The 22,688-nt window shown below is 34.5% G+C and carries 17 protein-coding genes; 13 read left to right on the top strand and 4 right to left on the bottom strand.

Features of this window, described 5'->3' with window-relative positions; translation table 11 throughout:
* Window positions 1-2: 2 nt before the first annotated feature.
* From R1T42_RS07700 to R1T42_RS07665, 8 genes are all read left to right on the top strand, one after another.
* Window positions 3-917, top strand: coding sequence for a glycoside hydrolase family 17 protein (locus tag R1T42_RS07700; protein ID WP_317289916.1), 915 nt, complete (start codon window positions 3-5; stop codon window positions 915-917).
* 282 nt (window positions 918-1,199) lie between these two features.
* On the top strand, window positions 1,200-4,223 hold the full coding sequence (locus tag R1T42_RS07695) for a SusC/RagA family TonB-linked outer membrane protein (RefSeq protein WP_317289915.1): 3,024 nt from the start codon (window positions 1,200-1,202) through the stop codon (window positions 4,221-4,223).
* A gap of 10 nt (window positions 4,224-4,233) precedes the next feature.
* Entirely contained in the window at window positions 4,234-5,691 is a 1,458-nt protein-coding gene (locus tag R1T42_RS07690) for a RagB/SusD family nutrient uptake outer membrane protein (protein ID WP_317289914.1), read from the top strand.
* Between the two features lie 10 nt (window positions 5,692-5,701).
* Complete coding sequence (locus R1T42_RS07685; RefSeq protein WP_317289913.1) at window positions 5,702-7,735, top strand: hypothetical protein; 2,034 nt, start codon at window positions 5,702-5,704, stop codon at window positions 7,733-7,735.
* A 10-nt stretch (window positions 7,736-7,745) separates the two neighbouring features.
* Complete coding sequence (locus R1T42_RS07680) at window positions 7,746-9,398, top strand: family 16 glycosylhydrolase (RefSeq protein WP_317289912.1); 1,653 nt, start codon at window positions 7,746-7,748, stop codon at window positions 9,396-9,398.
* Window positions 9,399-9,871: 473 nt separating this feature from the next.
* Window positions 9,872-11,182, top strand: a complete 1,311-nt coding sequence (locus R1T42_RS07675) for a T9SS type A sorting domain-containing protein (protein ID WP_317289911.1) — start codon at window positions 9,872-9,874, stop codon at window positions 11,180-11,182.
* Between the two features lie 129 nt (window positions 11,183-11,311).
* Entirely contained in the window at window positions 11,312-13,654 is a 2,343-nt protein-coding gene (locus R1T42_RS07670) for a T9SS type B sorting domain-containing protein (RefSeq protein WP_317289910.1), read from the top strand.
* A gap of 144 nt (window positions 13,655-13,798) precedes the next feature.
* On the top strand, window positions 13,799-14,530 hold the full coding sequence (locus R1T42_RS07665) for a hypothetical protein (RefSeq protein WP_317289909.1): 732 nt from the start codon (window positions 13,799-13,801) through the stop codon (window positions 14,528-14,530).
* Here R1T42_RS07665 and R1T42_RS07660 read toward each other — a convergent pair.
* The 4 genes from R1T42_RS07660 to R1T42_RS07645 all read right to left on the bottom strand — a co-directional run bounded on the left by R1T42_RS07660 (window position 14,527) and on the right by R1T42_RS07645 (window position 17,058).
* On the bottom strand, window positions 14,527-15,903 hold the full coding sequence (locus R1T42_RS07660) for an FAD-binding oxidoreductase (protein ID WP_317289908.1): 1,377 nt from the start codon (window positions 15,901-15,903) through the stop codon (window positions 14,527-14,529). The genes R1T42_RS07665 and R1T42_RS07660 overlap by 4 nt on opposite strands.
* Entirely contained in the window at window positions 15,903-16,238 is a 336-nt protein-coding gene (locus R1T42_RS07655) for a hypothetical protein (RefSeq protein ID WP_317289907.1), read from the bottom strand. The genes R1T42_RS07660 and R1T42_RS07655 overlap by 1 nt, the downstream gene beginning before the upstream one ends.
* 117 nt (window positions 16,239-16,355) lie before the next feature.
* Entirely contained in the window at window positions 16,356-16,595 is a 240-nt protein-coding gene (locus R1T42_RS07650) for a hypothetical protein (RefSeq protein ID WP_036579558.1), read from the bottom strand.
* 4 nt (window positions 16,596-16,599) lie between these two features.
* Entirely contained in the window at window positions 16,600-17,058 is a 459-nt protein-coding gene (locus R1T42_RS07645; RefSeq protein ID WP_317289906.1) for an SRPBCC family protein, read from the bottom strand.
* A 158-nt stretch (window positions 17,059-17,216) separates the two neighbouring features.
* On the opposite strand from R1T42_RS07645, the gene R1T42_RS07640 reads away from it, so the two are divergent.
* The 5 genes from R1T42_RS07640 to R1T42_RS07620 are packed head-to-tail and all read left to right on the top strand — an operon-like array spanning window position 17,217 to window position 22,607.
* Window positions 17,217-19,193: a peptidylprolyl isomerase gene (locus R1T42_RS07640; protein WP_317289905.1), complete on the top strand. Its 1,977-nt coding sequence runs from the start codon at window positions 17,217-17,219 to the stop codon at window positions 19,191-19,193.
* Window positions 19,186-20,037, top strand: coding sequence for a hypothetical protein (locus R1T42_RS07635; protein WP_042249604.1), 852 nt, complete (start codon window positions 19,186-19,188; stop codon window positions 20,035-20,037). Before R1T42_RS07640 ends, R1T42_RS07635 begins: the two co-directional genes overlap by 8 nt.
* Window positions 19,997-21,466 (top strand): peptidylprolyl isomerase, encoded by a 1,470-nt coding sequence (locus R1T42_RS07630; protein WP_036579566.1) that lies wholly within the window; start codon window positions 19,997-19,999, stop codon window positions 21,464-21,466. The genes R1T42_RS07635 and R1T42_RS07630 overlap by 41 nt, the downstream gene beginning before the upstream one ends.
* A 12-nt stretch (window positions 21,467-21,478) precedes the next feature.
* On the top strand, window positions 21,479-22,432 hold the full coding sequence (locus R1T42_RS07625) for an AAA family ATPase (protein WP_036579568.1): 954 nt from the start codon (window positions 21,479-21,481) through the stop codon (window positions 22,430-22,432).
* A gap of 1 nt (window position 22,433) precedes the next feature.
* A complete protein-coding gene (locus tag R1T42_RS07620; protein ID WP_160165379.1) occupies window positions 22,434-22,607 on the top strand; it encodes a hypothetical protein in 174 nt (57 codons plus the stop codon).
* Window positions 22,608-22,688: the final 81 nt, after the last annotated feature.

The raw sequence follows: 22,688 nt of genomic DNA, 5'->3' as shown, positions 1-22,688 counted from the left end.
CAATGTCATTTAGAAAAGATCAATTTTTTAAAGAAAATGGAGTCAGTAATATTCATGTTAGTGGTATTGAACTTTCTAATTATTCTGACTCCGAGTTGAGAAAGTTATGGCGTGATACGCTTCATGAAGGAATACACGGTTTATGTTTCAGTATGTATGAGGATGGGCAAGAACCAGGAGATAAAATAACCAAAGAACAAGTAGAAAGAAGGATCGAAATTATTAAACCTTATACCAAATGGGTGAGATCATTTTCATGTATTGAAGGAAACGAATTTGTCCCTGAAATGGCACATAAACATGGTTTGAAGACGATGGTTGGAGCATGGCTAAGTGATGATTTAGATAAAAATGAGGAAGAAATTAAGGCTCTAATTAAGTTAACAAAAGAAGGACTTGTAGATATCGCTGCGGTTGGTAATGAGGTGCTTTATCGTAATGACTTGACTCTTGAACAGCTTATAGCTTATATGCAAAGGGTAAAAGCAGCTGCTCCTCATACTATTGTCGGTTATGTAGATGCCTATTATGAGTTTTCCGTTCATCCAGAGCTAATTGAAAATTCTGATGTGATACTTTCTAATTGCTATCCATATTGGGAAGGTACATCAATTGGGTATGCAAACAGTCATATGAAAGCTATGTTTGATCAGACTTTAGTTGCTGCAGCTAGACATGGCAAGAAAGTTATTATCACAGAAACTGGATGGCCTAGTCGTGGAGAAAGTTTGAAGATTGCAGATGCCTCTGAGGTAAATGCAATGAAATACTTTATTGATACACAAAGATGGTCTAAAGCTAATGGTATTGAATTATTTTATTTTTCATCTTTTGATGAGTCCTGGAAAAAAGATGACGAAGGTGAGGTAGGAGCTTTTTGGGGGATCTGGGATAAGAATGAATCAATGAAATTCTGATATGAAAATGAATGTTAAGCATTTAGTCAAGATTTCTACAACGTTTTCGATTACTACACTTCTGTAATTTCACTACAACATTACCACAACATTGATTTATATTTTAGTTTTCAATTATTTCGATAATTGAATAGATTGAATTCTTATTGACTGATTTTGTGAAACTTATATGATAATTATAAGTTATTATTTATAATTATGTTCATGTTGAGATGATGTAGCGCTAATTATTTTAATTAACATAAACTTCACATTAATTTTAACCAATCAAATTTTAAAAGGATGAACAAACACTTTTTCTTTCTTCTTATTACAACGTTTTCGTTAATTGGATTTGCACAGCAAACACAATATTCTGGAACGGTAATAGATGGCTCAAATCAAGAACCTTTATTAGGTGCTTCAATTATAGTAAAAGGAACAAATGTTGGAACCACCTCAGATCTCGATGGGAAATACAACATTACTGCTAACTCATCAGATATATTAATTATATCTTATCTAGGTTATCTAACTAAAGAAATTCCAGTAAGTTCTGACTTAATAGTGACCTTAGAAGAGGATGTAGCTTCTTTAGATCAAATAGTTGTTGTTGGATATGGTACACAAGCAAAAAGAGAAATTACCGGAGCGGTAACTGTGGTTAAGGCAGAGACAATTGAAAGTTTGAAGCCCACACGTATAGAACAGGCTCTTCAAGGTCAGGTAGCAGGTGTTAATGTAACATCTACATCTGGTTCTCCTGGAGCTGCTTCAAATATCAGAATTCGTGGTATTTCTACTAATGGAGATAATAGACCTTTAATATTGGTAGATGGTAATGTTGTTGAAGATTTAAGTGTTATAAATCCAGGTGATATTGAAAGTTATACCGTTTTAAAAGATGCGACAGCTGGTATATATGGTGTGCGTGCGGCAAATGGTGTTATTTTAATAACCACTAAAGGAGGTCGTAAGAATCAAAAATTACAATACGAGTATGATGCTTTTGTAGGTTTTCAACAAACTACTAGAAAATTACCTACTTTAAATTCAAAGCAATATTCTCTTTTAGTCAATGAAGCATTCGCAAATAATGGTGAAACACCACCATTTTCTACTATAGTAGGTTTGAATGATACAGATTGGCAGGGAGAAGTTTTTAGTAATGCACCAATATTTAATAATAACATAGGATTAAGAGGTGGGACGGAAAAGGCAGCATATGCCTTTGGTGCCGCTCTACTTACACAGGATGGTATTGTAGGAGCCGGAAAAAGTAATTTTACCCGTTCTACTTTAAGATTCAATTTTGATTATGATCTTTTAAGCAATTTAAAGGTGAAAACTGGATTGTTTTACACAGGTACCTCTCGAAGTACAATATCTGAAACTGGTCTAGGTAGTGTTTTATTTAATGCGGTCAATAATGCTCCTACCTTTTCAGTAAGGGATGCAAATGGAGATTTTACCTTAGCAGAAGGCTTAGGGAATGAGGTTATTAATCCTGTACATCAACTGGAGAACACATTTAATTCTAATAAAGTAGATAAAATTAGTGGAAATTTTGGACTGAATTATAAGTTTTGGGATGACTTCACCGTTGAAACCCGAATCCAATTTAATTATGCCGAAGCTTATGGTGATAATTTTGCACCTGAGGCAAACTATGGTTCAGGTAAAGTATTTAACTTAACACGTAATGTTTATGGAGAATACAGTAATTACTTTAGGGATTACACTTATGATGCGTTTATTAATTATAAGCACACTTTCGCGCAAGCGCATAACTTAAATGCTACTGTAGGAATGTCTGCCTTTAGAACTACTGGAAAGTTTAATGGTTTAACAGGTTTTGATATTCCAGATAATAATTTTTCAAATGCAAATAGACAGAATGCATCTGATATAGTCGATAATTTCCAAAATGGAGGTGATGAATATGATGCAAGACTACTATCACATTTTGCTAGATTGCAATATGATTATGATGGGAAGTACTTGTTCTCTGGTGTTATAAGACGCGATGGATCTACAAAATTTGGTCCTGAAAATAAGTTCGGAATTTTTCCATCAGCATCTGCTGGTTGGGTCCTTAGTAAGGAAAGTTTTCTTGAGGAGTCTAAAGCTATAAATTTCTTGAAATTAAGAGGATCGTATGGTATTATAGGTAATGATAGAATACCTGATTATAGATTTATCTCTTTACTTAATGGTGAAGGAGCTTATATTATAGGAGATAACTTGATTTTTGGAACTGCAATTGGAGCAATATCTAATCCTGAAATTAAATGGGAAGAGCAGTATACTGCAGATATTGGTCTAGAAGCTGAGTTTTTAGATTATAAATTAAATGTAACAATTGATTACTACACAAGACGAACTGAGGATTTACTATTGGTTCCAGTAGTTTCTGGTACCTTAGGCGTTACAGCTCCTGGGTCAAGCGCACCTGTTATTAATGGTGGAGATATTGAAAATAAAGGATTAGAGTTTGCGATTAGTTATAAAGATAAAATTAATGATAATCTTTCATTCACTGCAAGTTACAATTTTGCAACATTGAAAAACGAAGTTCTTAAAGTTAATAATTCTGTAGGGTTTTTAGAAGGTGGTTCTTTCGGAGTAGGGCAACCAGCGCCATCTAGAATGGAAGTTGGTAAGCCTATTGGATATTTCTATGGTTATCGTACTGATGGTATTTTTCAAGACGCTAATGAAGTAGCATCACATCCTTCTCAACTAGCGTTAGGAGCAATTGCTCAACCTGGAGACATTAGGTATGTAGATATTAACGAAGACGGTGTTATTAATTTAGAGGATAGAACAGATTTAGGAAATCCTATACCAGACGTTACTATGGGTTTAAATTTATCTGTAAATTATAAGAATTGGGATGTGCAAACTTATCTATATGCTTCTATAGGTAATGATGTAGTACGTAATTATGAACGTAATCAAAACTTGACAAATCTTACAACAAACTATCTAGATCGTTGGACGGGTCCTGGTACTAGTAACTCTACACCTAGAGTTACAACTGGAGCTACTTCAAATCAAGTTTTTTCTGATTTTTATGTAGAAGATGGTTCTTTTTTAAGAGCTCAAAATATGCAAGTTGGCTATACTATTACAGACGCTACACTTGATACACTTAGAATTAAAGACATGAGATTTTATGTCTCCGTTAATAATCTATTCACGCTTACTAAATATCGAGGATTTGATCCATCTGCATCAGATGGAGCTCCTATAGGTGGAGGAATCGATTATGGCTTCTATCCAGTGCCACGTACTTTTTTAGCAGGTGTTAATCTTAAATTTTAATCTCATCATTATGAAAAAAATAATAAACCTATTTCTTATTTTGAGTGTTGCCGTTGTAGTCAACAGCTGTACAGATGACTATGTAGATGTAGCTAGTAGAGATGCAAACTCTGAAGACTTTTTCAATACTCCAGAAGATTATCAAAGTGCTTTAATAGGTGCTTATGATTTATTACAAAGTACCTACATGAATGTGATGCTGGGCGAGATAGCTTCTAATAATACCGTCGCTGGTGGAGAAAGCGCGACAGACGTTATTGGAATACAGCAAATCGATGATATGACGCACACACCTGTAAATGATCAACTTAAAGATATTTGGGGATGGATGTACTCTGGTGTTAATCGAGCTAATTATATAATGGAATTTCAAGATAAAATTGACTTTCCAGAAAAGCAGCAAGTGTTAGCTGAAACCAGATTCCTTAGAGCATATTATTATTTTGAATTAGTGAAGTTCTTTGGTGATGTACCGTTAGTTGTAGATAAAAGAATATTATTTGGAGATCAATTTGAAATTAATAGAACTCCCAAAGCAGACGTATACACTCAAATAGAATTGGATCTTATTTTTGCAGCAGATAACCTAAATTATACCACAACTGAAACTGGTAGAGTGACTAAAGGTGCTGCTCAAGCATTACTAGGTAAGGTTTATTTGTATCAAAATAAATTTGGAGATGCCGCTAGCGTCCTAGACGATGTAATCACTATGGGGCCATATGATCTTGTAGATGACTACGACACGATTTTTGAAAACGATAATGAGAACAACATTGAATCTGTTTTTGAAGTGCAATATACAGATGTAGAAGGAGCAGGATTTGGTTGTCTACAGTGTAGTGAAGGTAATGTTGCTGTTGGTTTTAACGGTATACGTAATTACACAGGTCCTGTATTTGACTCAGGTTTTAGCTTTAACTTACCTACTCAAGATGTTTATGATGAGTTTGAGCCTAATGATCTTAGACTACCAGTCGCTTTACTAGATATTAATGTTTGGTCTGCTGCAAACGGTGCTACTTTTAATACTGGATTTGAACATACAGGATATTATAACAGAAAATATATAGCAAGGCAAGGTGATTTAAATACAGGAGATCAAAACCTTACTAACCCTAACAATTATAGAGCTATTAGGTTTGCAGATGTGTATCTTATGGCTGCCGAGGCATATAATCGTGGTAATCTAGGTGATGATATTGCCAGAGATTACCTAAATGAAGTTAGAATGCGTGCTATGATGCCTTTAGTTACAGCAACTGGTGCAGCATTGACGGATGCTATTTACCATGAGCGTAGAGTAGAGCTAGTTGGTGAAGGTCATCATTTTTTTGATTTAGTACGTACTGGTAGAGCAGCAACTGAAATTAATGGCTTTACAACTGGCAAGAATGAAGTATTTCCTATTCCTATAGATGAAATCATACTATCAGGTAATCGATGGGACCAAAACCCTAATTATTAATCATATCAACATGAAAAAGACATTCTATTTTTTAAGTGTTTTACTATTAGCTATCATGGCAATAGTTAGCTGTACAGAAGACGACCTTACAGAACAAGTTCAAAACTTAGCTGCACCTCAAGAACTGGACATAACGTTTAATATTCTACAAGATAATAGTGGGATGGTGACGCTAACACCATCTGCTTCAGGTGCTGCTTCTTTCGAATTGTATTATGGCGATGATACTGAAGAGTCTATAGAATTACTTCCAGGTGAAAGTGCAGAGCGCATTTATTCAGAAGGTAATTATCCAATTCGACTGGTAGCTACTTCAATAAATGGTAAAATATCTGAAATTACGAAAGATTTATTGGTTTCTTTTAGAGCGCCAGAAAATCTTGTTATTAGCATAGTTGATGACCCTAATTCTAGTTTCGGAATAGTAGTTTCGGCAACAGCAGATTTTGCAACCATGTTTGAAGTGACTTTTGGCGAAGATGCAACATTACCTGCACAAAACCTTGCTACAGACGGTGAGACAGGATATGTATACAATTCAATAGGTGATTATGTGGTAACGGTTACTGCATTTAGTGGTGGTGCTGCTACAACTATGGGGACTGAAGCTGTTTCTATAATTGATCCATTTTTACTACCTATCGATTTTGAATCTGCGACACTTGCATATAATTTTATTGATTTTGGAGGTGCTGCTTCCGCGAAAGTTGCTAATCCAGACCTCGCAGGTAATAATAGCGCTTTTGTTGCCGAAACTACAAAGACAGCCGGAGCACAAGTTTTTGCTGGAACTGTTATTGAATTAGATGAAGCCATAGATTTTACTACTTTTCAAAAAATAAAATTAGATTCTTGGTCTCCACTACCTGCAGGAGCTATTGTGAAAATGAAGTTAGAAAATGCTTTAGATTCTAATATTAGTACAGAATTAGATGTGCCTACTGCTGCCACTAGTTCATGGGAGACTTTGATTTTTGATTTCTCTGCTGCTGACCTTACTCAACAGTACCAAAAAGTCATTGTATTTTATGATTTCGGTAATGCCGGTAACTCAGATACATTCTATTTTGATAACATTGAATTAACAGATCAAAGTCCTATAGCTTTAGAGCTACCATTAGATTTTGAGTCTACGCTTCTAACTTACAACTTTGATAATTTTGGTGGAGCAAATACTTTATTAGTGTCTAATCCGGATATTTCAGGATTAAACACTTCTGCTACGGTAGGGAACCTAAATAAATCAAATGGATCACAAGTGTGGGCAGGATCATTTATTGAATTGGATAACCCTATTGATTTTTCATTGATGCAAATGATCAGTATAAAAACATGGTCGCCACAATCAGGTATCACTGTAAAAATGAAATTGGAAAATTTAGCAGATCCTAATATTAACGTAGAAGTAGATGTGGTCAATACGGTTGCAAATGCATGGGAAGAGCTTACATTCGATTTTACAGGAGTTAATAATGCAAATAATTATCAACGCGTAGTTGTGTTTTTTGATTTTGGTAACGCTGGTGCTGGGACTGATTACTATTTTGATGATATAGCTTTGACTGATGGAATGGCAGCTTTAGAATTACCAGTAACTTTTGAAGACGCTACACTTAATTACAGTTTCACTGACTTTGGTGGAGCAGCCACGTCAGTAATAGCAAATCCAGATGCAACTGGAGCAAACACAACAGCTATGGTAGCAAACCTTAATAAATCTTCAGGCTCACAGGTCTGGGCAGGTTCGTTTATTGAATTAGATGCTCCTATTGATTTTACTAGTTTACAAAAAATCAAATTAAAGACTTGGTCTCCTCAATCAGGTATTGTTGTGAAAATGAAATTAGAGAATTCTGCAGATTCTAATATCAATGTAGAGGTTGACGTTACTAATACGGTAGCAAATGGCTGGGAGGAATTGACTTTTGATTTCACTGGAATAAACAGCTCAAATGATTATCAAAAAATAGTAGTCTTCTTCGATTTTGGAACCGCTGGAACTGGAACGGATTACTATTTTGACGAAATTGAATTAACAAATTAATAAAAGCATTATGAAACTTATTAATAAAATATATTTTTTAGCCTTTCTAAGTCTGTTAGTTTTATCATGTCAGGAAGATGATTTACAATTTGGAGATATTACAGCACCCACTAATCTTGAAGTTAGTTTTATCGTACAAGGTCAGGATGCGATGAATCCTGATGGTGACGGTAGTGGTAAAGTAGACTTTACAGCAACAGCAGATAATGCTATTAACTTTACTTATGATTTTGGAGATATGCGTACAGGATCTGCCTATGATGGTACAATTACACATCAGTTTGTAGAACCTGGAGTAAATACTTATAGTGTTACTGTAATAGCAACAGGCACAGGCGGAGTTTCAACTTCCAAAGTTGTCTTAGTAGATGTGTTTAGTGCTTTTAACGATGCAGAAGCTAAAACCTTCTTAACTGGTGGTGATGGTTTATCTAAAACATGGTATTGGGCAGCTGCAGAACCTGGGCATTTAGGAGTAGGTCCTAATGATCCAAATGCAGCAAATCCTGGAGAAAATAATTTCCCAGCATTTTATAGTGCTACGCCATTTGAGAAGAATGGCGCTCCAGAAAGTATGTGTCTTTATATGGATCAGTTAATCTTTACTCAAAATGGAGATAACGTCACTTATGAATTATTGAACGGTGGAGATACTTATTTTAATGGTTCGTTTGAAGGTGTAGCCGGAGGTTCTAATGGATTCGATTACTGTTATGCTTACGATACCTCAGGTATTAAAAATGTTACTTTTCTACCGTCTGATTCAATTGTGCCAGACGATGAAAAGCGTGGCACTGCAATGCAATTTAGCGGTGATGGATTTATGAGTTATTATATAAACTCTTCTTTATATGATATTCTTGAAATTTCTGAGAATCGATTAGTTGTGCGTTCCATTATGAATGGTGACCTCGCCTGGTACCATATCTTCTCGACAGATGATCCTAATGCAGCTAGTGGTGGAACTACAGGTTCTTTAGTTTGGTCAGATGAATTTGACGTTGATGGTGCTCCAGATCCAGCAAACTGGACTTATGATTTTGGTACTGGAACCAATGGATGGGGAAATAACGAGTCGCAAACTTATACAGATAGAGTAGATAACGTAAAAGTTGAAAATGGTGTTTTAAAAATTACAGCAAAAGCAGAAAATTTTAATGGTTCTAATTTTACATCTGCGAGAATAAAGTCTGAAGGGCTATATGACTTTACCTATGGTACGGTAGAGGTTAGGGCAAAATTACCTACTGGAGGTGGTACTTGGCCAGCAATATGGACTCTAGGTTCAGATTATCAAACCAATACTTGGCCAGCCGCCGGTGAAATGGATATTATGGAACACGTAGGGAATAATCAAGATGTCATTTATGGTACTGTTCATCATCCTGGTGCCTTTGCAGGTAATGCAGATGGTGGTAACTTGATGGTGTCTGGAGTTTCAACAGATTTTCATGTGTACAAGCTTGAATGGACCGCTACAGACATAAAGTTTTTTGTTGATGATCAACAATTCCATCAAGTTGCAAACGATGCAACTTTGCCCTTTAATAAAGATTTTTTCTTTATTATGAATATAGCCATGGGCGGTGATTTTGGTGGTGTAATAGACCCTTCGTTCGTCGAAAGTACTATGGAAGTAGATTACATAAGAGTTTATCAGTAGTTAGATAATTATTTATGTTGTTAAATGGTTCCCCTAGGGAGCCATTTTTTTTTAATAGAACATATATACTAAATGTTTGATGAACAAATATTAGTGATATTCTTAAAACCTACGATAAGAACCATATTGTTAGGGCTTTCAATATTAGTATTATTTATTTTAGGTAAAAGTTAATGATTGTACTAGTACGAGGATATTCAATTAATTATTAATAATAGTGAGTTTTTAAGAGTTTATTTATGTCCCGTTTTACTCAACATTACCACAACATTTTGTGTTTTGAAGAGTAAATAATGGATTTTCGAAATCGTTATTGCTTATGTAAATAGCTGTAAACGATTTAATTATGTTTTTATAATTTGTTTTGAACGTAGATTACGTAGTGATGATTTATTGTATGGGTGTAATATGATTAACTATATCGTTATTGTTATAGATTTAATTACTCAAATTAAACTTTAAATAACAATCAAATGAAAAAAATTACTTTATTGCTTTTCTTGTTTTCAATAGCAGGATTTTCACAGTCATTACCATTAGACTTTGAAGTACCAGAGGATGATAACTTTGGAGCTTTTAATGGAACCGCAGCAAGCGTAATTGTAGATCCTACAGATGCAACTAATCAAGTGCTTGAAATGATTGGTGCAGGTGTAGATTTTGATGGTGCAGCTATGGGTTTAGATACCTATGTAGATCTTTCTAATGATGCAACAAACATTATTACCATGAGAATATGGGCGCCAGATGCAACCTTAAGAACGCACCTTTTGAAATTTGAAGGTGGAACTTCGGGAGCAACTGAGTTAACGTTTACAACTAATATGATGGGTTGGCAAACTGTAAGTATTGATTTTGGAGCTGGTTTAGGTAATGAGTATCCTACTATTGTAATCTTTACAGACTCAACTCCTGGTAATACAGCTACCGGTACATATTATATTGATGATATAACAGGACCTAATGGAGCTATGATTCCAGTTGATCCTATACCTGCAACAGCAGCTCCAGACCCTACAGCTCCAGCAGCTGAGGTTCTATCTGTTTTTACAGATACAGGTGGATATACTAACTTTTGGACACGCGATTATAATTTTGGTCAATCTAATATTGTAGATTTAGGAACTTCTGGTGTTAATAATACTTTTAAATTTAATCTAGCCGCTGCTGGTTATGGAGAAGGTAAAAATAGTGTTGTTGATATAAGCGCCTACAACTTCTTACAATTTGATTATTGGGCAGACAACATGTCAACAGAGATTAGATTTTATATGATTGATAATAACGGTGCTGTCGTTGAGTATTGGTATGAAATCGGTGGAGCTGCACCACAAGAAGCTATTGTGTCAGAAGCTTGGACTCATGTTGAAATCCCACTTTCTTTCTTTGAAAACACAGCTCCTAGAAGCACTGGTGGTACTGGAGGTTTCTCAAAAGCAAACTTCTTTCAATGGAAGATAGATGCGTCAAGTAATTTACAGTCTGATTTTATTTATGTTGATAATATCTATTTCTCTCAACAAACACTTAGCTCTGACTCTTTTAAACTTAATGTATTCAATGCTTACCCTAATCCTGCTCAAAGTAGTTGGACTATACAGTCAGCAAATACAATTATCGATACGGTAAATATTTATGATCTTACCGGTAAATTAGTATTAACTCAAAAAGAAGGTAGTGCAACATCTATAAATCTTGATGCAACTAGCCTTTCACAAGGAATGTATATTGCAAAAATCTCTTCTGGAGATGGCGTGCAAAATATTAAATTGTCTAAAGAGTAATACTATAGCCAATTATTCTTTTCAAAAAGGTTACTTCTAGGAGTAACCTTTTTTATGTTTAGGTTTTTGATGTTTCGCTTTCGCGAAAGCGATTTACCAATTAAATTGCATGTCTAAAGCATCTTAAACTTGAGATTACCTTACATTTATTTAATCGTACTATTTTTAACCTTTAATTTTTTAAATGGTCAAGGTGAAGCTAGTAATTGGTATTTTGGAGAAAGCGCTGGATTAACTTTTAATAGCGGCATGCCTGTAGCTCTAGTTAACGGCAATTTAAATACTGCCGAAGGTTGCGCTGCTATCTCCGATTCTCAAGGTAATCTTAGATTCTATACCGATGGAAGAAGTGTTTATAATAGGGATCATCTAGTAATGCCTAATGGTTCCCAATTACAAGGTAATTCATCGAGCACTCAATCTGGTCTAATTGTGCCGCATCCTGGGAATCAAAATCTATATTATATTTTCACTCTTCAATCACTTGCTGCGTCAGGTGGCCTCAGATACAGTGTTGTAGATATGTCACTAGATAATGGATTAGGAGAAATTACTACCGATAAGAATATTTTGTTACATGATCCTACAACTGAAAAAATTACAGCGGTAAGTCATTCAAACGGTACAGATGTGTGGGTAATTGCTCATAAATATGGTTCTAATGAGTTTACTTCTTATCTAGTTGATATCAATGGTATTAATATTAACCCTATTATTAGTGCGGTAGGTAATAATGTAACTGTTCTTGCTGACACCATAGGTCAAATGAAGGCATCGCCTGATGGGACCAAGGTAGCTGTTGTTTATAATGAATCAGAGATTTTAGAACTTTTAGATTTTGACGCTACAACAGGAATGCTTAGCAATGCTTTTCAAATCAACTCATTTGGTACCAATATGGGAACAAATTCTTCTAAAATTTATGGTGTAGAGTTCAGTCCACGTAGTAGATTCTTATATATCACAGAAACTTTTGAAGGTGTTTATCAATTTGATTTGATTAATTATAATGCTGTAGATGTTGATAATTCAAAAGTGTTTTTGGGTTCTCAATCCTCAAATACCGTTACAGGATCTAATAATTCCCTTCAACTAGCGCAGGACGGTAAAATATATGTCGCACAAGACGGATATGATAGACTAGGTGTGATTAATAATCCAGACGAATTAGGTTCTCTTGCAAATTATTCTTCAAATGGAGTAACCTTAAATAATAAAATATCCCGATTAGGATTGCCGCCATTTGTACAGTCCTATTTTGACATTGGCTTTATTGTAGAAAATGTTTGTGTGGGTGACGCATCACAGTTTACAGCTAATTTGTCTCAAGCATACTCTTCAATTTCTTGGGATTTTGGTGATGGTTCTACTTCTGCCATAGAGAATCCTATCCATAGTTATGCTATTGCAGGTGATTACAATGTCAGTTTAAGTGTTGTAGAGGCTGTAACAGGTCAGCTATTTATAGAAAATCGGGTGATTACAATTTATAATACACCTATAGCAAATTCAGTAAACGACTTAATACAATGCGATACGGATGCAAATGGAGTTGAGACTTTTGATCTTACTAGTCAAAATGCTAGTATACTAAATGGTCAAGGACCTAACGGGTTAAGAGTGGATTATTTTGAATCCACAGCAGATTTAATTGCAGATGTGCCCATTACTAATCCTATAAATTATACCAATACTTCATTAAATCAACTTGTAATTGCGCGTGTGAGTGTTGTAGGTAGTGAAGATTGTTTTGATACCACTACATTCCATCTTCAATTATTAGAAAGTCCTCAGTTATTGTTACAGCCAGAATATTTTCTTTGTGATGACCAACAACTAACTGTTGATGCTGGTAGCGGATTCGATAATTATCTATGGTCCACCGGAGCAACTTCGTCAGGAATTGTTATAGATACACCAGGTTCTTATAGTGTGACGGTTTCTAGTATTCAAGGTGTAACTAGATGTGATACTAATTATGCCTTTGACGTTATTGCCACTGATGTACAGATTACGGATGTTATTGTTGAAGATTGGACGTTAAATGATAATTCTATTATCGTTGAAGTAAGTGGTGTCGGCAGTTTTGAGTACTCTATTGATGGCGTTAATTATCAAAACTCAAATGTATTTAGTCAATTAGCCATTGATGAATATACAATATATACGCGTGATGTTACTGGTTGTTCTACGGTTAGTCAAAATGTAGTTATGTTATATCATCCTAGGTATTTTACACCTAATGGTGATGGGTTTCACGACTACTGGCAGATAATAAATAGTCGTTTTGAACCTAATAATGAAATCTATATCTATGATAGATATGGTAAGCTTCTCAAGCAAATTAGTGCTGATGGGATAGGTTGGGATGGAACCTATAATGGCGTCCCATTGCCATCAAGTGATTATTGGTTTATTGTGAAACGGGAAAATGGTAAAATGTATAAAGGGCATTTCTCTTTAATTAGATAGTATTTATAATAATCATTAATTAATCGCGCTTTATGACGACCAAATTAGGAATACTAAAATATTTCCGATATTTATAGTTACTAGTACTGTGTTGTTTAGCACAGAATACCTTCATTAAGTTGTTAATCGCTAAATTGTAAGTGTATGTTCCTGTTTAAATGGTTTAAAAGTTTAACGATTAGAACTCAAATGTTAGTTTTGAGTTCTTTATTTATAGTTTTTAACATCGTGGTTATTGCTGTAGGTGATATTGAATATATTAGGCTGGCTAGAATACTGTCTACACTTGCGGTTTTCCTATATTTTATTGTAGCGATAGGTCATTATAGTAAATGGTTATACATCATATACATCTTACAGGTATTATCTAGTATAGGATTTTATTATTATGATTTTGATTTTGGAAAATACCTATTTCTAGCGGCTAGTATCTTAGTCTATGGTATTATAGTTTCATGGGTATTGAAAAGTATTCAATGGGATCAAATAAAACGTTATGAATATGCTTCTTTCCTATTCATATTTTTTACGCACATCGCTTTTCATTTTTATAACGTAAATAATTTTGAAGAAATGATAAGTACAGATGTTGAGTATCTTCTATTATTACTTACAGGAATCGCTGGTATGACTACTTGTTTATTAGTAGGTTTTTCAAATGCTACGAGAAGTACCTTTAATTCTGCTTATTTGATGTATGCTACTTTTGCTTTTGTATTTGCAGATTTTGCCGCGATGGTAGCTTACTATTATGAATTATTTCCAATACGATTCTATTTTATAGAGCGAGGTAGCTATTTATTTGGACTCTATATATTAGCGCGATTCTGTTATATAGAAAATAATGAAAGCGTTACACAAAACTACCTCGATTAGAAAATTTTACCAGGATTTAATAATCCTTTAGGATCCATAGTTAACTTCAAAGCCTTCATTAAAACTATTTCTTCTGGTGTACGGCATAGATTGAGATAGTCTTTTTTATGAGTGCCGATACCATGTTCTGCGCTTACAGATCCTCCTATCGCTTTTAATCCGTCATAAATACAATGGTCAATTTTCTTTTTTAAATCGTCATTTAGATTACTCTTGCCTATCATGAAATGAATATTGCCATCGGCAACGTGGCCAAATGCATATATCTGCTCCACACCATCTATTTGAGCAAGTGATTGATAACGATCAGCGATATAATCACCTATGAACGGTATAGGCAAGCTAATGTCAAAGTGCTGATCGTGTTTCATAAAGTCCACGAGATTATTTACGTCCTCTCTAATTCTAAAAAACCACTCAATATCGCTAGGTGATTGAGCCATTACAGCATCTAATATTCGTTCTTGCTCAATAGCATTTTCAAGCAATGTTTGAAATTCTGCATGATCATTTTGTGGATGACTACCTAGAGCTTCAATAAGTACGTAATAATTGTAATCATAAGGTAATGGTGGTCTAACAGCATGACTAACGCTAGTCATCTGTTCATAACTATTGCGCCATATAAGTTCAAAACCACTCAGTTTTCCAGCGAGATTACTGTCCATGTATTTTAGAAATGCGACTACATTTTCATAGTTGTTAAACCCAATATAAGCAGCATTTCTACTTTTAGGCGCTTCTTCTAATTTTAAAATAGCTTTTGTCACAATCCCTAAAGTACCTTCAGAACCTATAAAAAGTTGCTTCACATCATAGGCGCTGTTGTCTTTAATGATCTTTTTCATTGATGATATGATGGTCCCATCTGCCATCACGGCCTCTAGGCCTAGAATCAGTTGTCTGGCCATACCATATTTAAGAACTCTCAGTCCACCTGCATTTGTAGATATAATGCCGCCTATTTGCGCGCTACCACGAGCGCCAAAGTTAAGAGGGAATAATAAGTCAGTATTTGCAGCAGCTTCATGAATATGTTCTAAAATAACTCCAGACTGTACGGTCATTGTCCTGCTTGAGCCATCAATCTCTTCAATAGAATTTAAGCGCTCTGTTGAAATGACAACCTCGTTCCCATACGTTTCTGTACTACCTACAAGATTAGTTAATCCACCGTGTACGACAACAGGTAAATTGTGCTCATAACAAATCTTCATAATACTACTTACTTCATCAGTACTAGCAGGCATTAAAAGGCAGATAGCTTTCAATGGTTCATCCATGTGCCATATATGATGATAGCGAGATTCTAGCTCCTGACCACTTACAATTTGTGATGGATCTAGAATTTTTTCAAAAAGACTAAAGCTCATTATTCTAGTAAAGATTTAAGCATATTTAATAAATGCTTTTCCATGGAGTCATATTCACCATCAATTTTAAAAAGAGTTTTCACTTCTTTAAAAGTGTCAGTAAGTTCTTTACTAGATAAGTTGTGATGATTTACATACTCTTGTACCCTTTTAAGACTTTGGTAATCAGTATCGTTGTTGAATACTTTATGAATTGTTCTAAAATCTGATTTCTCTACGTGCTCTTTTATGAAATGTAATTCTTCTGCACCTTGAGAAAGATCTGCACTTGCACAGTAAAGTAGTAAATACGTCTGAAACTCGTTTTTATTCCAGTTTAAATGATTCGATTCCATGGCTGTAATTTAGTACTTAAAATTAAGCAATAAATAGTCATATGTAAAGTAGAATAGCAGCTAGATTAATTATTAAGTATTGATTGTCTTACTGAATACGCTTTCGCGAAAGCGTAATTAACTCATCCACAACTGCCCACGATGTGGTTTAAGCGCATCACGTACTGGTGGCATCGCAGCTTCTTCAATACCCATAAAAGCTATAAAGTGATTTTCATTGATTTTTTCTACTCCAGTGCCTAAAGAAGCAATTTTATCTCTCACGATAAACTCATCTAGATGAATAACGTGATGTTGTGCGGTGCGCTGTGCGTCTGGACCTTTAAAGTCCCAAATCAGTTTAAGTTGTCTTCCCATGGATTTACATTGTGCTTGCAAAGGTCTTAAAATCTTCCATGTGCTGGTGTGTTTGACTAGTAAAAATTTGAGGTCGCCCTTTTGCAATAATACGCATCATGCCTGTAAAAGTAAATGTAGCAGTACTGTCCCAAACCGTTACCTTTTGTGTTTGATCACCTTTTTTAATCAACTTTTCTTGAAAACGATTACTTTGCTTATTGAGGACACCGTTAGTCCTATAAGTAGCTTCCCATAAATGCGGTAAGTCGATTGCTGTTATTTCCTCAATCATTGTTATAGTAGTACCAGCAGCTTTAATTTTCATACTGCGCTTACTGCCTGATTGACCTATGTCAGGTGTAAGGTTTTTAAAACTTATTAATCCTTTTTGCCACTCTTTAAAATAATCTTGATTTTTAAAAAGCTCCATAACCTTTTCTATTGGTTGTGGTATCGTCACTTGATGGGTGCATTCAATCATAAGAATTATGTCGAGGCAGTATTGAAAAACTAACTAGATAACTGCTTTAAAATACCTAGTTAAAATAGAAGTGAAATCAATATACTAGGTTGAAAAGAGAAGCGTTTTGTATAGGGTTAAAATATGGTTATTTTTGCTAGCCTTGAAAGAGAATAAATATGATTTCTACAAAACGTTTTTTTACGATACTATTACTTTTTATAAGTTCGATAGCGGTCGCTCAAGAACTTGAAGATAAAACATTACTTACTATAGACGGTAATTCCTATGATGCTGGGACTTTTATGAGAGTTTATCTCAAAAATCTAGACATTGTACAAGATGATTCTCAAAAAGATATCGATAATTACTTAGACCTTTATATAGACTACAGGTTAAAGTTATTGCAGGCTTATGAAATGAATCTGGATCTTAAAGAGTCTTATAAAAAAGAGCTTAATAATTATAGACAAAGTCTTGCACAAGCCTACTTAACTGACACAGATGTAACAGAATCCTTGATAAGAGAAGCTTATGATCGTAAAAAAAGAGAAGTAAAGGCCAGTCACATATTAGTTAAAGTTGGGCCAGGCGATGCGCCACAGGATACATTAAAAGCGTGGAATAAAATAAACGCAATTAAAAATGAATTAGATAATGGAGCAGATTTTTCTAAACTGGCACGTACTAAAAGCGAAGGTCCGAGCGCTGGTAATGAAGGGAAATTAGGCTGGTTTAGTGTTTTTAGAATGGTTTATCCTTTTGAAAATGCTGCTTTTGACACTGAGGTAGGGAAGCATTCTGAAATTTTCAGAACAGACTTTGGATATCATATAGTTAAGGTTTTTGAAGATAGACCAGCAAGAGGTGAGGTTACCGTTGCACACATCATGACTTTTGACGCTAGAGATGCTGAAGAAAAAACCGCCGAAAAACGTATCAATGATGTTTATAAACAGTTGCAAGAAACGGGTAGATTTGAAGAACTTGCAAGAGAGTTTTCAGACGACATGAACTCTGCATCGCGTGGTGGTAAATTAGATCGTTTTGGAACAGGAGGATTAAATGCCACTACTTTTGAGGATATCGCCTTTGGTTTAAAAGAAAAAGGTGAATACTCTGCACCTTTTAAATCAAAATTTGGATGGCATATTGTTAAGCTTATAGAAAAACATCCAGTAGGTAGTTATGAGGATCTTGCACCATCACTAAAAGAGAAAATTAGAAAATCACCTAGAGCTCGCAAGATTACAGACTCATTCAATAAAAGTCTTAGAGAAAAGTATCATGTAGAAAGATCAGAGAAGGTTCTTGAAAAATTAAATGAAGTTATTTCAGATTCTATTTTAAGTAATAGCTGGCAATATGATCCTGCTCTCAAGATGGCAGATTTGAAAATATTTACTATTAAAGATGAAGAAATCACCTATGCAGATTTCTACAAAGACGTTATGAGCCGTCAGAAAAAGGATTTTACAAATTATAGTAGTAAAGAAGAAAAGGTTCAAAAGTTCTATTATGATTTTATCGATAAATCTATTGCAGCTTATTATGATAAAAATTTAGAAAATGAAAATAAAGACTTTGCCTTTATTTATGATGAGTATAAAGAAGGTCTATTACTTTTTGATTTACTAGAAACTAAAATTTGGAATAAGGCAAAAGAAGATTCTACAGGTCAACAGGCTTATTATGACTTACATAAAAGTAAGTATCAATGGAAACGTAGGTTAGATATTGTTTTAACACAAAATACTACAGAAGAAGTAGCTCAAGAAGTGCAGCGATTATTAAAAAACGGTACCTCTAGAGAAGAGATTAAAAAACAATTCAATATCGATGGACGTACTAAGGTAATGATGTCTAATGGGATTGTTGAAGAAACTTATAATCGTATTCCAGACAATTTTGAAGTTAAAGAAGGTGTTTCATCCATTTATTATGATGAGAAAACAGGATTCTATAAAGTAATTCTTGTAAAGGAGGTTTTAGAACCTTCTCAAAAAACACTTGATGAGGCTCGTGGTGCAGTAATTAATGATTACCAGCAACAATTAGAAAAAGATTGGATGTCATCCCTTAGAAATGGTAGAACTATTAAGGTCAATAAAAAGACCTTTAAAAAAGTCAAAAAAGCGATTGCAAAAGATGCATAAACTATTGTATTACATAGCTTTTTTATTGCTACTTAGCTCTTGTGAGTATTTTCAGCAAGCACAACCTGTTGATGCTGTAGTTATAGCCGGTGATGCTTATCTCTCTCAAGAAGATATTGAAAATCTATTACCAGAACAATATACCAAAGAAGATAGTACCATCATAGTCTCTAGTTATATCAATAACTGGGCAACTGAGCGATTGTTAATGCAAAATGCTCGCAAAAACATTTCCCTATCGCAGCAAGAACAACTAGATAAGCTTATTGAAAAATATCGCTTTGAACTTTATTCACAAGCTTATAAGCAAGAGCTCACCAAGCAAAATTTAGATACGGTTATTAAACTTGCAGCCATAGAAAATTATTTTAAACAACATCAAAAGGATTTTAAACTTAACGAGGATTTAGTGCAATTCCGTTATATACAATTAGATCCATTGTACACAGATGTTGATATGGTCGATAAATTATTCAATAAAGGCTCGATTGATGCGTTTAAAAAGTTAGATAGTCTATCCTTGGGATTCAAAAGTCATTTTTTAAATGATAGTATCTGGGTTCAGAAAAATATTGTTTTTAATAGAGTCACTACAATCACGCCTTCAAATGAAGAGCGTTACATAAAAGATAACAAATATTGGAAATTAGAAGATAGCGTTGGCGTATATTTGGTGCGATTCAATAATGTACTGCGTCGCGGTGATAATGCACCATTATCTTACGTAAAACCTACAATAAAACAAGTGTTGCTCAATAGGCGCAAACTTAATTACATTAAAAAATTAGAAAAAGATTTATTAGATGATGCTATCAAGAGTAAGAAATTTCAAATTAAGTCATAAATACCTTCTGGTTATTTTAGGTCTCGCTTTCGCGAAAGCTTCTATAGCACAAACAGATACAATTCAAATGTCTGATGAGCAGGTAAAAGAAGAAGTGCTGTTGGCTATGAGAAAAATAGACTCGGTAAAACCAGTACCTGTGGTACAAGTAAGAGAGCTTATTGATGGAGTGTCTGGTGTTGTAGGTGATTATGTTATCCTTAATTCAGATATTAAAAAACAACTTCTAGAAATTCAAGGAGATCAAGACTTAGGTGAATTGTCAGACTGTCAATTGATTGAGAGTATATTGCGTGAAAAAATGTTTGCTCATCATGCAGTACAAGATAGTATCACGGTCAGTGATCAAGAAGTAGAGGCAGAGACTGATCAACGTATTGCATATTTTAAAGGTATTCTAGGAAGTGAAGATGCCGTGTTGAAGAAATATCAAAAAAGTAGCATGCCAGAATTAAGGTCTGCATTAAATCGTATCACTAGAGATATGAAACTAGCGCAACGTATGCAACAGCGTATTACTGAAGAGGTGGAAATTACGCCAGAAGAGGTAAGAGCATTTTTCTTTAATCTACCAGAAGAAGAACGTCCATTATTTAATACTGAAGTTGAAATTGCTCAAATAGTAGTAAAACCTAAACCTAGTGATGATGCTGTTAAAGATGTGGTAGATAAACTAAACGATTACCGTACTGATGTGCTTGAAAACGGAGCTAGTTTTGCAGCAAAAGCTGCATTGTTCTCTGAAGACGTAGCAACAGAGCGTCAAGGTGGGATTATTTCTTTGAAAAGAGGAGATCAATTTGTAAAAGAGTTTAAAGAAGCAGCCTTTTCATTAACGGAAGGAGAAGTCAGTGAACCATTTGAAACTGTTTTTGGTTGGCATATTTTAAAAGTAGAGAAGGTAAAGGGACAAGTAAGAGATGTACGTCATATACTATTATATCCATATATTTCTGTTGCTCAGGTTAATGAGGCAAAACAGAAACTCGATGAGATGAGAGATAGAATAATTTTAAAAGAAATTACTTTTGATCAAGCCGCACGAGAAATTAGTGATGAAAAAGAAACCGCAAAGAATGGTGGGAAATTAATTAATCCCAATACTGGTGAAGCACGATTAGATCTTACCAGACTTTCTGAAGATTTAACTAGACAGATTATTTTTCTTGAAAAAGGAGATATAAGTGGTATTATAGATGAAAAAGATCAGATAGGTCGTGAGACATTTAAAATTATTTATGTCATCAATAAGATAAAAGATCACAAAGCAGACTATGCTTTAGATTATCTTAAAATTAAAGATATTGCTTTAAGAGATAAACAAGTAAAAGCAATTAGGAAATGGCAATCAGAAAAACTCAAAGACACTTATATTAAGATTGGCGCAGAGTTTAAAGGTTGTGATTTTGAAAATGAATGGAATAAATAATAAACAGATCACATGTCAGATGTAACTGCTATCGATAATTTGGTAAAGAAACACCAAGAGCTCAAAAAAGAAATTGCAAAAATTATTATAGGACAAGATGAAGTCATAGACCAAATTCTTATTTCTATTTTTGCCGGTGGGCATGCTTTATTAGTAGGTGTTCCAGGTCTAGCAAAGACTTTAATGGTAAACACCATTTCACAAGCACTAGGTTTGCAATTTAAGCGTATACAGTTTACACCAGATTTAATGCCTAGTGACATCCTAGGTAGTGAAATACTAGATGAAAGTAGAACCTTTAAATTTATTAAAGGTCCTATATTTTCTAATATCATCCTTGCAGATGAGATTAACCGTACACCACCTAAAACACAAGCAGCTTTACTAGAAGCCATGCAAGAAAAAACGGTTACTGTCGCAGGTCATAATTATAAATTAGACGCACCTTATTTTGTGCTAGCAACACAAAACCCTATAGAACAAGAAGGTACTTATCCATTGCCAGAGGCACAACTGGATCGATTTATGTTTGCTATTAATTTAGAATACCCTTCTTTTGAAGAAGAGGTAAATGTGGTGAAGGCAACTACTAGTAATCACAAAGCGCAAATTAATGCATTGTTCAATGCTCAAGAAATAATAGATTTTCAACAATTAGTACGTCGTATACCTGTAGCAGATAATGTTATTGAATATGCCGTGGCCTTAGTAGGTAAGACAAGACCAAAGTCGGAAGCCGCACCAGCGATTGTTAAGGAATATATTGATTGGGGTGCTGGTCCAAGAGCTTCTCAGAATTTAATTCTAGCAGCAAAAACTCACGCAGCTGTAAATGGTAAGTATAGTCCAGACATAGAAGACGTGAAAGCAGTTGCTACTGGAATTCTAAGACATCGTATTATTAAAAACTACAAGGCAGAAGCCGAAGGATATACTGAAGATAGTATTATCGCAAAAATTCTTTAAGATGCGCAAATACGCTGCTAGTTTATATCTCTTTTTAATAGGAGGTATTTTAGTTGGTGCTGGTGCATTATATAGGGATATCTATCCTATTTTTAGCAATAGTTTTATGGTTTTAGGATATGCTGCTGACCTAGCTGCTGTTTATTTTATTTTTAAAGCAGTGAACAGGAAGTAGATTTCATCTTGTCTACAGTCAACCTGCTGAAATAAATTATTACTAGTTTGATAATCATTATCGTTAGAATTATGAATTTGA

The sequence above is a fragment of the Nonlabens ulvanivorans genome (assembly GCF_032922765.1).
Taxonomy (GTDB): domain Bacteria; phylum Bacteroidota; class Bacteroidia; order Flavobacteriales; family Flavobacteriaceae; genus Nonlabens; species Nonlabens ulvanivorans.
The sequence above is the reverse complement of the archived record's forward strand: the minus strand, read 5'-3'. Positions and strand labels throughout refer to the sequence as shown.